This is a genomic window from Bacteroidota bacterium (assembly GCA_016722565.1).
In the GTDB taxonomy this organism is placed as follows: Bacteria; Bacteroidota; Bacteroidia; order 2-12-FULL-35-15; family 2-12-FULL-35-15; genus 2-12-FULL-35-15.
In genome coordinates, this window is record JADKIU010000007.1 from 315,411 (window position 1) to 329,817 (window position 14,407).

The following is a 14,407-nucleotide window of genomic DNA, read 5'->3' on the forward strand; positions in this document are numbered from 1 at the left end:
ATGTTTTCCGGAATTATAGAAGTACTTGGGGAAGTTGTTGGCATTCAAAAAGAGCAAAGCAATTTACACCTTACCGTAAAATCACTGTTCACACACGAACTCAAGATTGATCAAAGTGTTGCACACAATGGCGTTTGTTTGACCGTTGTTGGCATCCAAAACGACACCTACACCGTTACTGCAATTGACGAAACCATCAAAAAAACAAACATCGGTTTACTCAACAAAGGAGATGTAATCAACTTGGAACGTTGTTTAAAAGTAGGCGACCGACTGGATGGACATATCGTTCAAGGACACGTAGATCAACGTGCCGTTTGCACCAAAATGGAAGAAACTGATGGTAGCTGGACGTTCACATTTGAATACGATGCCACAAAAGGCAATGTAACCGTTGAAAAAGGATCTGTTTGTGTGAATGGTGTGAGTTTGACTGTGGTTAATTCAAAAGACAATTCCTTTTCCGTTTGTATCATTCCATATACGTTTGAACATACCAATTTCAAAACAATCACCCCCGGTGCCATTGTCAACATTGAGTTTGACATTGTAGGAAAGTACATCGCCAAAATGTTACCGAAAGCTTAATCGGTTTTATCCAACTGTTTTTTTTTCAAAAAATTAAACGAATCGCTTTGCCATTCGTCAAATTGTCTTAAATTAGCTATCAATTAAAATTCAAAACATTTTAAAACATCCCAAATGAAAAAAACTACTCTTATTAAGTTATTATTTATCGGCTTTGTTCTGCAAGTCTCTTTGGCTTCAGCTCAAGCAACCTACACCGATATCTACAATATTTTTCAAGCAAATTGCACCACATGTCACGATGCAAGTAGCCCTGCTGGTGGATTAAATTTAATTGCTCCTTCGGCTACGGTATACACCAGTTTAGTGAATGTGAACCCAAGTAATCCTGCTGCATTGGCAAGAGGCGACAAACGCATCAAACCGGGTGATCCACACAGAAGCTTTTTGTTACGTAAATGTCAAAATGGTTTGGATCCTGACAATGGATTGGTTTCTGCGGCAGAAGGAAATGTAATGCCGGATGGCGTAGGTGCTACTCCATTAACAAACAAAGAAATTGAATTAATCCGTCAGTGGATTTATGCCGGTGCTCCTCAAACAGGAGTTGTGGTAGATACTGCGGTTGTGAATCAATATTATAACGGGTACGGAATTACAAGCGTTGCTCCTGCACATCCATTGCCAACTGCTCCTGGGTCTTTCCAAGTACACGTTGGGAAAATCTTTTTAGGTGAAAGTTCTGAAGTAGAATATTTCTTAAAACACAATTTGAATTTACCGGACACATTGGAAGTAAATCGCATTGAATTGTTTTTGTCAACACAATCACATCACTTCATCATCCATAAATTTTTACCGGGTGCTGCAGCAAGCTTTACCGATGCATTGCGTATTCAAAATCCATCAACCGGTGCTGGCTCTTCCGATGGCTACAACACCATGGTGAGTGCATTCCAAGCATCTCGCAACGATGTATTGCCAATAACAACTGCTTATCAATGGGAAACAAGTACTGTATTGGATTTGAATCACCACTTCTTTAATTCAAACCCCGATTCAGTTTTAGCTACCGATGTGTATTTTAATGTCTACACACAACCAAAAGGAACAGCTGCTAAAATTATGTACAGCGATATTATTACCAACACCAGTATTTTTATTCCGAACAACAGTACCGATGTAACCTTTACAAGAGCAGATTACAATGCAAGTGCTTCAAACATGTGGAACATTTGGTTGCTTTCGTCACATACACATAAATACGGAGTGGACTTCGATATCTTTTTAAGAAATCCAGGCGGAAGTACCGGCACGCAAGTGTATGAAGGATATTACAACAACGACTACACCTTCAATCAAGGTTACTACGATTGGGAACATCCTCCTGTTCGATTATTCGATCCATTGCTGGATGTAAATCCAAGAGATGGCTTGATTCAACAAGCGAAATTTAACAATGGTGGTCCTGCTTCTGTATTCTTTGGATTAACAACCAACGATGAAATGATGTTGTACTTTGTACAATACACATTAGGAACTTCCATTGTAGGAATCAATGAAAATTCCGCGATTGAAAACAAAATCAATTTAAATGCATATCCGAATCCATTCAGCGCAAACACACAAATCTCTTACGATTTAAAAGAGAATGCAACTGTGAATGTAGCCGTTTATGATGTATTGGGTAACAAAGTAGAAACACTTGTCAACGAAAATCAAAACAGTGGCAATCATGTAATTGATTATGCTGCAAAAAACAAAGCAAAAGGAATTTATCTTGTTGCCGTTACCATTGACGGGCAAGTGTATACCAAACGAATTGTTTTAACTAACTAATATCATTCGAATTCATTCATAAAAAAATCCCGCTTCGTAAAATTACGAAGCGGGATTTTTTTTAATTTATTTTTTAAAAAACCTTACTCGCTACTCTTCGTGTTACTTCCGAAGTTCCCATTGTATAATAGTGTAAACAAGGTGCTCCTGCTTTAATCAATTCTTTTGATTGTTGAATGCACCACTCTATACCTACTTCTTTAACTTCCGCATCCGTTTTACATTTTTCAATCTCTTCCAACAAGGCTTGCGGCACATCAATCTTAAAAATTTTAGGAAGCACCGTTGCTTGTTTTTTTGTTGTAATAATTTTTAATCCCGGAATAATCGGAACATTAATATTCTGCTCCTTGCATTTTTTCAAGTATTCAAAATATTGTGAATTATCAAAAAACATTTGAGTGACAATATACTCCGAACCAGCATCAATCTTTGCTTTCAGATGTTTCATGTCTGAAATCATATTAGGTGCTTCAAAATGTTTTTCGGGATAACCGGCAACACCAATACAAAAATTGGTGGGTGCAACATCGGCCAAATCTTCATCAATGTATTTGCCTTTGTTCATGTTCCCGATTTGTTTTACCAAATCAATGGCATAGGTATGTCCACCCGGCTCCGGAACAAACTCTGGTTCACTTTTAATCGAATCGCCTCGTAAAGCCAATACATTATCAATCCCTAAAAAGTGCAAATCAATCAATGCATTTTCTGTTTCTTCTTTACTAAAACCACCACAAATAATATGAGGAACAGCATCCACATGATATTTATTCATAATGGCTGCACAAATCCCAACCGTCCCCGGACGCTTACGAATGCTTACTTTTTCCAAGTAACCACCTTCGCGTTTTTTGTACAAATACTCTTCGCGGTGGTAGGTCACATCTACAAACGAAGGTTTAAATTCCATCAACGGATCAATTCCGTCAAAAATAGATTGAATGCTTTTTCCTTTTAATGGTGGAAGAATTTCGATGGAGAACAAGGTCGATTGAGCTTGTTTGATGTGATCAGTTACTTTCATAAAGGTGTAATTGCAGATCTATCTGCCGACAAGTTAAATTATAATTCGGGTGCAAAGTAACGGCTTGGAGGGTTAAAAACCAAATTAATATGTGATTACAAAAGTGGAATGTGTACCATTCCCAGCTATAAAGGAATGAAGGGGGATTTTTCCATATTATTCGGCAGAATTTTAGTAAATTCGCACTCCTTAAGAAGAAAGTACAGATAACCAATTTAGTATTAACAGATTCCGCAATTGCTGCGGGATTAATTCGACTTAATGATTTCAATTCGCTTACAGCTTTTGAAATCATAGTCTCATGAAAATGGAGAACATTAGAAATTTTTGCATCATTGCCCACATCGATCACGGAAAGAGTACCCTTGCCGACCGTTTGCTTGAATATACCAATACCATCAGCAAACGCGACATGCAAGCGCAAGTGCTCGATGATATGGATTTGGAAAAAGAACGCGGAATCACCATTAAGAGTCATGCCATTCAAATGGACTATGAACTAAATGGTAAAAAATATATTTTCAATTTAATTGATACTCCCGGACACGTAGATTTCTCTTACGAAGTTTCCCGCTCCATTGCTGCTTGCGAAGGCGCCTTGTTAATTGTAGATGCCGCTCAAGGAATTCAAGCACAAACCATCTCTAACTTATACTTAGCGCTTGAAAATGATTTAGAGATTATTCCTATCCTAAACAAAATCGATTTACCGAGTGCTGAGCCCGAAATGGTAAAAGATCAAATTGTGGATTTATTGGGTTGTAAACGCGAAGAAATTATGGCGGCATCCGGAAAAACTGGAACCGGTGTTCACGAAATATTAGCAGCTATTGTTGACCGTATCCCTGCTCCAAAAGGTGACCCCAGCGCTCCCCTGCAAGCATTAATTTTCGATTCAGTATTTAACTCCTTCAGAGGGATTATCGCTTATTTTAAAATTGTAAATGGTACTCTTAAAAAAGGAGAACGTGTAAAATTTGTGAATACAGGTGCCGAATACAATGCCGATGAAATTGGTGTTCTCAAATTAAAACAAGAACCCCGAAACCAAGTAAATACAGGTGATGTAGGGTATATCATTTCCGGAATTAAAGATGCACGTGAAGTAAAAGTAGGTGATACCATCACCACCACCAACAACCCTTGCGAAGCAGGCATACAAGGTTTTGAAGATGTAAAACCAATGGTGTTTGCGGGTATTTATCCGGTGGATACCGAAGACTTTGAAGAATTACGTTACTCCATGGAGAAATTGCAATTGAACGATGCCTCCTTAACATGGGAGCCGGAATCTTCTGCTGCTTTGGGGTTCGGTTTCCGTTGCGGATTCCTCGGCATGTTGCATATGGAAATTATTCAAGAACGCTTGGAACGTGAGTTTAACATGACCGTTATCACAACGGTTCCCAACGTTTCCTACCATGCATATACTGCTAAAGGCGATAAATTATTAGTAAACAATCCTTCCGATTTACCGGATCCTAGTAAACTGGACCGCGTGGAAGAACCGTATATCAAAGCTCAAGTAATTACCAAAGCCGAATTTGTTGGCCCCATCATGAGCTTGTGTATCAACAAACGTGGTATCATTGTAAATCAAAATTATTTGACCACCGACCGCGTTGAATTAATTTTTGAAATGCCGTTGGGTGAAATTGTATTCGATTTTTACGACCGCCTAAAAACCATTTCAAAAGGATATGCCTCCTTCGATTATTCTCCGTTAGATTACCGCTCATCCGACTTGGTAAAAATGGATATTCTTTTAAATGCTGAACCGGTTGATGCGTTGTCATCGTTGATTCACCGCGACAATGCCTACGACTTCGGTAAAAAAATGTGTGAGAAATTAAAAGAATTAATCCCACGTCAGCAATTCGAAATTCCTATTCAAGCCGCTATCGGAGCAAAAATTATTGCCCGCGAAACCATCAAAGCCATGCGTAAAGATGTGACCGCTAAATGTTATGGTGGTGATATTTCACGTAAACGTAAATTGTTGGAAAAACAAAAAGAAGGAAAGAAACGGATGCGTTCGGTTGGTAGTGTAGAGATTCCACAAAGTGCATTTATGGCTGTGTTGAAGTTGAACGATTAATATTTTTTGGAGCAGTTCCAACATTTTTCATAACCAGCTCACACCCGCTTTCCGTTCCAATCTTTTTGTGAAAAACAAAAAGGATTTTTACTTCAATCGGGGCTAAAAAGCATTGGGTTGTTTTCCAAAAGTAAACTGATTCGCTGCTATCCCTAAGGCAGATAAGAGCTTCTGTCATTTTTCATAGCCCCGATTGCAGAGAAAATCCTCAAGCGATAGCGAAGAGATTGAAACGAAAAGCGGGTGGATGATTAATACGGAGCGAAATAAAAATGCTCCAAAATATTTTATGTAGTATTAGGGCCTTCCCTTTCAGGGCGGGCTATTCGCTGCAATCTTTTTCGTACCTCAAAAGGATTTACGCTACTATCCCTAAGGCAGATAAGAGCTCCTGTCATTTTTCACAGCCCCGATTGCAGAGAAAATCCTCAAGCGATAGCGCAGAGATTGAAACGAAAAGCGGGTGAAGGATTAATACGGAGCGAAATAAAAATGCTCCAAAATATTTTATGTATTATTAGGGCCTTCCCTTTCAGGTCGGGCTATTCGCTGCAATCTTTTTCGTACCTCAAAAGGATTTTCGCTGCTATCCCTAAGGCGAATCCATCACCTATTAATATTTATAGCCCCGATTGCAGAGAAAATCCTCAAGCGATAGCGCAGAGATTGAAACGAAAAGCGGGTGGATGATTAATACGGAGCGAAATAAAAATGCTCCAAAATATTTTATGTATTATTAGGGCCTTCCCTTTCAGGTCGGGCTATTCGCTGCAATCTTTTTCGTACCTCAAAAGGATTTACGCTACTATCCCTAAGGCAGATAAGAGCCTCTGTCATTTTTCATAGCCCCGATTGCAGAGAAAATCCTCAAGCGATAGCGCAGAGATTGAAACGAAAAGCGGGTGGATGATTACTCCGGAGAAAAATATTAGTGCTTCAAGGAATTAGTGTTTCACAACTTTTCTCACAACAGAATTCCCTTTCGAATCATTTATTCGAACAAAATAAATTCCATTCAAAAAATCAGAAATATTTATTTCTGTTTGATTATTTTCTGAATACAACATTCTTCTTCCAAAAACATCCAATACTTCTATTGAATTAATTTCTAGTTCTGTTTTAATTTGAAATGATCCGGTTGTTGGATTTGGATAAACATTAATATTAATGGATTTATAAACCTCATTCAAACCCATGTATAACTGATCGCAATAAATGTTGCTCATGAATGGCGGAGGAGGCCCTCCTGGTGTCACAACCGGAATTCCATTAATGGAAGCACAATATACATGAAAGCTGTTGACATATTCAAACTCTCCAAAATAACTAAGCGGATTATACAACTGGCCAACTCCTTCAACAAGTGAAGTTACCACCATACTCCCTGGGCCACCCGGCTGCATCCAATATTGATCGGTAGTATCAACTAATGCATCTGGAGGCATAAGTCCGTGATAAATACCATTAAAACGAAAGCGTTTATGGTAAAGACCATCGTGAGGCATCAAAACACTATCAATGGAAGTCACCCATGCAGTATCTAATGTTGCCATCGGAGGCATTTCTGTAACTACCAATTGATCATAAAAGCCAAAACCGGAAGTGGCATTCACAGTATCACCAACAGAAAGGTCAAAATCATAAAACACTTTTTCGGTATTGGTAGTAAAAGAATAGAAATATACTTTCTTATTCAACGTATCATTTCTGATCCCCCCCGTTTTTGAAACAGGCAATACCCCCGAATAAACTATTGCATAATGGTGAGCTCCGATCAATGTGTCTAAATTAATCTCAGTACGATGAGGAACCCAATAGGAGTCGCCCATCGACAAAGTATAATGGGAATAGCCATAAACAACCATTTTTGATGGAAATGGAATATATGATTGCGCTCGAACTCCAATAAAATTAAGCAAGAGAAGGATAATCACTACATTTTTTTTCATGATCTATGGCTTATATTCATACAATTTACAAAAAATATCTCAAATCCCTGTAACTTTACCGTTCCTTAGTCGTCTTATACCTGAAAATCGCACAAAAACGCTACAATGACTGTCGAAGAATTCAACAAAACCGTTGATTTACATGCAGATAACCTCTACCGGTTTATCCTTAAGAATATTAAGGATTCTGAAAAGGCGCGCGACATTGTGCAGGATACATATGAGAAATTGTGGTTAAAAGTGTCGGAAGTGGAGAGTACAAACGCAAAATCGTACATGTTTACCACTGCTTATCGTACCATGATTGATAGAATACGAAGAGATAAGAAACAAGGCGAAATGACGGATGCTAATTTGAATAGTTTAAGCTCAAACCGTCAGTATAGCGATTTAAAAGAAATATTAAATGAGGCATTAACCAAATTACCTGAAATACAACGCTCCGTAATTTTATTACGCGATTATGAAGGGTATAATTATGCTGAAATTGGAGAAATAACCAACTTAAGTGAGTCACAAGTAAAAGTATATATTTTCAGAGCACGTGGGTTTTTAAAGAACTACATTGGAGCAATGGAAAACGTAATATAACCTCACCCCATAATCCCCTCGCGATAAGAGAGGGGCGTTTGGTGAGAAGGGTATTAAAAATGAAAAGACAAAAAGTAAATAATTAATCAAATCAAAAAGTCCCTCTCCTTTGGAGAGGATTTAGGGTGAGGTCTATGAACATTAACAAAAATAACTACGAAGCATTTTTCCTTGATTACCACGAAGGAAATCTTTCACCTCAACAGGTGGCTGACTTGTTATTGTTTGTTGAACAACACCCCGAGCTTAGAGAAGAATTTGAAAGTTTTGAGAATGTTACTTTAGACGACTTATCAACTATTTCGTTTGATCAAAAATCTTCTTTGAAAAAAGAAATCACACTAGAAAACAGAGAAGAGTACTTCATTCGAAGTATTGAAAACACCCTAACACCTGCTGAAAAAAATTTATTAGACGCATTTATAAAACAACATCCCCAGTTTTTAAAAGAGCTTGAATTATTTCAAAAAACAAGAGTGCCTGCTGACACAACTATCGTTTTTGAAAACAAAGAAGCATTACAAAAATCCACTGCAGATGATTTGTTAATTGCCTCCATGGAGGGTCTATTAACCAAGCAAGAAAACATCTTCTTAAATCAACAACTAGCTGTTGATGCAGAAATGCAACACAATTACAGTTTGTACAAACAAACAAAATTGGTTGCCGACACCACCATCGTTTTTGAAAACAAAGAAGAATTAAAACGTGAAGAACGAAAAATTATTCCGTTCTACTTTTATGTTGCCGCTGCCGCTTCCATTGCCTTGTTAATTGGAATGTTCTTCCTCTACAACAGCACCACACAAGAACAAACCTTTGCGGACAAAACAAATGAAACAAAAACTGCTCCTGTTGAAAACAATAATTCAACCGCGGTAATAAAAAACATTCAGCCAATTGAAAATAATCCATCCATAAAAAATCAGATGGCTGCAACAACTTCATCGATTATTAAAAACAAACGCAACAACGACAGCATCGCTAAAACACCTGTTAATGTAAACGAACAACCCATTTTACCAATTGCAGTGAACATCCCTGAGAACAAGAAAGAAATTGAACAAGAAAAAATATTATTGGCAAACAACGAGCAAACAAACAAACCAAACACTGCAACTGAACCAACAAACAACGATGCCATTGCAAGTATCATTGGAAAATCAAAAACTATTGGTGCATCAACAGGTTACCTTTCATTGCGTGAATTAGCAACCGAAAAAATAAAAGAAAAAACATTGGATGAAGAAACCCTTGCCATACAAAAGAAAAATGGTCGCGTTAAACGTTTCTCGGGTTGGGACTTCGCACAAATTGTTACGAGAGGTATCAGCAAAATGACCGGCAGAGATGTGGAAGTAAAACCAACCTACAGTGATGATGGTGATGTAACAGCTTATGCTTTAGGAAATGGCATTCAAATATCGAGAGGAAAATAAGTTACAATTTGCTATCCGCACCCTTTGGATAATTCACCGTATAATGCAACCCTCTACTCTCTTTCCTTTTTCGCGCATGTTTGATAATGATGTAAGCAACATTGATAATGTTTCTTAACTCACATAATTTCGGAGAGATAATTGTTTTTAAATACAAGGCTTCATTCTCTTTGTACAAAATTTCCAAACGATCAAAAGCACGTTGCAAACGGATATCCGAACGTACAATTCCAACATAGTTGGTCATAATTGCTTGCACTTCTCTTAAACTTTGAATCAACAATACCATTTCCTCGGGATGTGCAGTTCCTTCTGCATCCCAATCAGGAATGGCTTCACAGAAATTTATTTTTTTTGCCTGCTCCACAGCATCCAACGCTGCACGATGTGAATACACAACCGCTTCCAACAACGAATTGGATGCCAAACGATTTGCTCCATGCAAACCAGTTGAAGAACATTCACCTATGGCATACAAATGATGAATGTTACTGCGACCATGTTGATCTACTTTTATTCCACCACACATATAATGTGCAGCCGGCACAACAGGAATAAAATCTTTGGTGATATCAATTCCCAATGTCAAACATTTCTGATAAATGTTAGGGAAATGCTTTATCAATTCTTCTTTGTCTAAATGACGGCAATCTAAATACACATAATCATCTCCTCGTGTTTTCATTTCATTATCAATCGCACGTGCAACAATATCACGCGGGGCTAACGATTTGCGTGCATCGTATTTATGCATAAACTCTTTCCCGTCAATCGTTTTTAAAATTCCACCAAAACCACGCACCGCTTCTGAAATTAAAAACGAAGGACTCTCTCCCGGATTATACAAAGATGTTGGATGAAACTGATAAAATTCCATTCCTTCTACTTGTCCTTTCGCCCGGTACACCATCGCTACACCATCACCGGTTGCTATGGTTGGATTGGTGGTAGTGCTGTATACATGTCCAGCTCCACCGGTTGCCATTAAAATGGTTTTCGCCAGAATGGTTTCAATTTTATTGGTTCGCAAATTTAATACATACGCTCCGTAACATTCAATATCAGGGGTGCGGCTGTTTACTTCTTTTCCTAAATGATGTTGTGTTAATACATCAATCGCAAAATGATGATCTAAAATTTCGATGTTGGGATGTTGATGCACTGCCGCTAATAATGCACGTTCTATTTCATATCCGGTATTGTCCTTATGATGCAAAATACGATGTTCGGAATGCCCGCCTTCTTTCGCCAAATCATATTCACCACTTGCTGTTTTATCAAATTTAGCGCCCCAGGCAATCAATTCATTTACGCGGTCGGTAGATTCGGTAATCACCATGCGAACAATTTCTTCATCACAAATTCCATCACCGGCAATCAAGGTATCTTGTATGTGTTTTTCGTAGCTATCCGGACTATACATCACAGCCGCAATTCCTCCTTGGGCATACTTGGTGTTGCTCTCATCCTCATTGGCTTTGGTAATCATGCATACCTTTCCATGTTTCGCCACTTTCAGCGCATAACTTAATCCTGCAATACCAGAACCAATAATTAAGAAATCTATTTTTCTCTTCATGAATCTTACAACACTTACTTTTATGTACCTTTGTACTATTATAACACCTCAAAATTACTGAAAAGATGGACACAATCGTTAAAAAGCCGATTATCATATATGCCGAAAGCACTCCCAATCCTTCATCCATGAAGTTTGTTGCCAATCAATTGTTGGTACACGATGGTGCCACCGCACAATATCTAACAAAAGCCGAAACCAAAGGTTCTCCATTGGCAGCAAAACTATTTGAATTTCCTTTTGTAAAAGCAGTGTTTATGGCGGCCAATTTTGTAACCATCACAAAAATTGATGCCATTCAATGGGAAGAAGTCACATTCGAGTTACGTGATTTTATTCGTGTGTATATTTCAGAAGGCCATCCTGTTATTACTGAATTACCAAAAACCGAAGTTGCGATTGACAATACATTCACAGAGAAAAAAGAAGTATTTACAGAACATGCTGCTCCAACAACAGAAGTAGAAGTAAAAATTGTTGAAGCACTGGAACAATATATTCGTCCGGCTGTTGAAGGCGATGGCGGAAGTATTACTTTCAAAAGTTTTATCGATGGGATTGTTACTGTTCAATTGCGCGGTGCATGCAGCGGTTGTCCGTCCTCTACGATAACACTAAAAGCAGGAATTGAAGGTTTATTAAAACGAATGATTCCTGAAGTGAAGGAAGTCGTTTCTGAAGCAGTTTAGATTGGAAAATTGAAAGATTAGTTCCGAGTGAAGAAAAGAAAATATATCATTTTTAACAATAAAAAAAGTCGTCTAGAAATTTTCTAAACGACTTTTTAATTTTTCCCAAAGGGACTCCTTCGGAGCAATGTTACAAATTTCTAATTTTTTATAATCTTTTTCGTAACTACATTATCACTTGTAATCACTTGCAAATAATAAATTCCGTTTGCAATTTCAGCGATGTTAATATTTTTTGTGTTGATGCCCGGATTACCATCCATCTCTTCTGAATAGATTAATTGTCCGGTTACATTCATCACATTCATTTTTACTTGCTCCGATTTTTCCATTTGAAATTCCAATGTAAAATCGGTTGTTGCAGGATTTGGATAGACACTCAACAACAATGCATTTTCATTTTCTACAATTCCATAGTTATTGATATTGAACACTGCAGAAACGGTTGAACAACCCAATGCATTAAACACCTCTACATAATAATTTCCATTTCCGGTAAATTGGAAATTTTGAGTAGTAGCACCAACAACAGGTGAACCATTGAAATACCATTGATAAGCAAAATAAGAAGGAGAACACATCAACGAATCGATGCCTTGCGTTAACGTTGGTAAACCAGGATTTCCAATCACATAAATTGTAACAGAATCCGTATTGGTGCAACCACCGGTAGCTGTTCCAACAACCGTATACGTTGTTGTAACGGTTGGACCGGCAACAGGGTTTGCAATGTTCGGATCACTTAATGAACCAGCAGGCGACCACACATAAGAAACACCACCTGTAGCCAATAAATTTGCGTTTGTACTCAAACAAGTACTGTCATTCGGACCTGCATTAATTGGTGGCAATGAAAACACAGTCACCGTTTGTGAAGCGGTTGCCGTACATCCTGTTCCGTTGGTGATGGTAACAGAATAAGTTCCGGAAGTAGAAACTGTAATTGACGCCAATGTATCGGATGCAGAAGTGCTCCACAAATAAGAAGTTCCTGCTGCAGAAGTTAAGGTAACAGAACCACCATTACAGAAAGAAGTAGGACCACTTGCGCTAATACTTGGTGAAGGAAGTGGAACCACATTCACAACAATCGTATCGTTATCCGTACAACCATTTGCGTTTGTAATTGCAACAATGTAGGTAGTTGTAACCGATGGATTCGCAATCGGGTTGGCGATATTTGTAAAATTTAATCCGGATGCTGGAGTCCACAAATAGCTTACAGCACCGGGTGCAGAAGCACTTAACTGAACAGAGCTACCATTACAGATGGTCGTGTCCACACCTGCATCCGATTTTAACTGACAATATTTAATCGTTTCATAATCTTCGTTAGAACCTAATCCACGGCTCATTCCGGCTATGAATACATTTCCGATAGCATCTACAGAAACAGCCGCTGCTTGATCGGCATTGTTACCCGTACCATTGTATTTTGTTAACCATTCTTGTGCTCCTGTTGCATCATATTTAATCGTTAAATAATCGTTGTTTGCACCGGTAGTAAACGAATACCCGGTAATATAAACATTTCCGGAAGCATCCAGTGCAATAGCTTTTCCTTCATCGTATCCGTTGGACGGACCGTTATATCTGGCTGTCCATTGAGAAACCCCTGCATTATCATATTTTATTGTAAATGCGTCTTCAGCGGTACTTCCTACACCAACACTTTTTCCTGTAACATATACATTTCCGGAAGCATCCAATGCAATTGCGTTGGCTCTGTCATAATCGTTTCCGGTTCCATTGTAACGTTGCTCCCATTGTTGAACACCTGCAGAGTTATACTTAACAGTTGCATAATCATAATCTGTCAACACCAATGTTTGACAATATCCGGTAACATAAACATTCCCGGAAGCATCTACAGCAATTGCGCGTGCTTCATCGTAGTTGGCACTCGGACTGTTATATTGGGAAGCCCATTGCTGAGCACCTGCCAAATTGTATTTTACTGTAAGAAAATTAAAATCGTTTGCAGCACTTTGATAGGTATATCCTGCCACATAAGAATCACCGGTAACAGCATCTACATAAATAGAAAATCCGGCATCAATAGATGCTCCTCCACCTTCAAAACGATTAGCAAATTGTTGAACACCGGAAGAATTGTATCTCACTGTAGTCGCTGCACTATTAGAACCTGATCCATCACTTGTTCCGGTTACGAATACATTTCCTGCATTGTCTACTCCAACATCCCAAGCCTCATCGGTTGCCCCTGCAACATTTGTGTAACGAGAAGCCCATTGTTGAACTCCGGCAGCATCGTATTTTACAGTTGCATAATCATACCCTGTTCCCGCACCACCATAACTCCAACCGGTAACATATACATTTCCTGAAGCATCCACAGTAATCGCATGAGCTTCATCCAAACTGTTACCTGGTCCGTTGTATTCCGTTCTCCACAATTGAGCACCTGCAGGATCATATTTAATGGTTACATAATCAAAGTTTCCGCTGGCACCAAGCCCTAATCCAGTCACATACACATTCCCTGCAGCATCCACAAACATATCCTCTGCCCTATCGATATTGCTTCCTGCACTGGTATAACGCGTTTGCCATTGAATATTAATCTGAGCTTTTGTAATAAAAGAAATGGCCCCGAAAATAAGAGTAGTAAGTAGAATTTTTTTCATGCTAAATGTGTCATAAGTTT

Annotated in this window: 10 protein-coding genes; 6 read left to right on the forward strand and 4 right to left on the reverse strand. The window is 38.5% G+C overall.

The window, feature by feature from the left end; genetic code table 11:
- Nucleotides 1–588: a riboflavin synthase gene (locus IPP64_16275; protein ID MBL0330916.1), complete on the forward strand. Its 588-nt coding sequence runs from the start codon at nt 1–3 to the stop codon at nt 586–588.
- Between the two features lie 114 nt (nt 589–702).
- Nucleotides 703–2,367, forward strand: coding sequence for a T9SS type A sorting domain-containing protein (locus tag IPP64_16280; GenBank protein ID MBL0330917.1), 1,665 nt, complete (start codon nt 703–705; stop codon nt 2,365–2,367).
- A gap of 73 nt (nt 2,368–2,440) precedes the next feature.
- Here IPP64_16280 and metF read toward each other — a convergent pair whose 3' ends face one another.
- On the reverse strand, nt 2,441–3,394 hold the full coding sequence (gene metF, locus IPP64_16285; GenBank protein MBL0330918.1) for a methylenetetrahydrofolate reductase [NAD(P)H]: 954 nt from the start codon (nt 3,392–3,394) through the stop codon (nt 2,441–2,443).
- 307 nt (nt 3,395–3,701) lie between these two features.
- On the opposite strand from metF, the gene lepA reads away from it, so the two are divergent.
- Nucleotides 3,702–5,492, forward strand: a complete 1,791-nt coding sequence (lepA, locus tag IPP64_16290; GenBank protein MBL0330919.1) for an elongation factor 4 — start codon at nt 3,702–3,704, stop codon at nt 5,490–5,492.
- A 944-nt stretch (nt 5,493–6,436) separates the two neighbouring features.
- Here the strand turns inward: lepA and IPP64_16295 are convergent.
- Complete coding sequence (locus IPP64_16295; protein ID MBL0330920.1) at nt 6,437–7,441, reverse strand: T9SS type A sorting domain-containing protein; 1,005 nt, start codon at nt 7,439–7,441, stop codon at nt 6,437–6,439.
- A 105-nt stretch (nt 7,442–7,546) separates the two neighbouring features.
- On the opposite strand from IPP64_16295, the gene IPP64_16300 reads away from it, so the two are divergent.
- Nucleotides 7,547–8,032 (forward strand): RNA polymerase sigma factor, encoded by a 486-nt coding sequence (locus IPP64_16300; protein ID MBL0330921.1) that lies wholly within the window; start codon nt 7,547–7,549, stop codon nt 8,030–8,032.
- Nucleotides 8,033–8,166: 134 nt separating this feature from the next.
- Complete coding sequence (locus IPP64_16305) at nt 8,167–9,471, forward strand: hypothetical protein (GenBank protein ID MBL0330922.1); 1,305 nt, start codon at nt 8,167–8,169, stop codon at nt 9,469–9,471.
- 1 nt (nt 9,472) lies between these two features.
- On the opposite strand, the gene nadB is transcribed toward IPP64_16305, so the two are convergent.
- Nucleotides 9,473–11,050, reverse strand: a complete 1,578-nt coding sequence (gene nadB / locus IPP64_16310; GenBank protein MBL0330923.1) for an L-aspartate oxidase — start codon at nt 11,048–11,050, stop codon at nt 9,473–9,475.
- 74 nt (nt 11,051–11,124) lie between these two features.
- Between nadB and IPP64_16315 the strand changes: the two genes are divergently transcribed.
- Complete coding sequence (locus IPP64_16315) at nt 11,125–11,739, forward strand: NifU family protein (protein MBL0330924.1); 615 nt, start codon at nt 11,125–11,127, stop codon at nt 11,737–11,739.
- A 140-nt stretch (nt 11,740–11,879) separates the two neighbouring features.
- Here the strand turns inward: IPP64_16315 and IPP64_16320 are convergent, their stop codons facing one another.
- Entirely contained in the window at nt 11,880–14,387 is a 2,508-nt protein-coding gene (locus tag IPP64_16320; GenBank protein ID MBL0330925.1) for an SBBP repeat-containing protein, read from the reverse strand.
- Nucleotides 14,388–14,407: the final 20 nt, after the last annotated feature.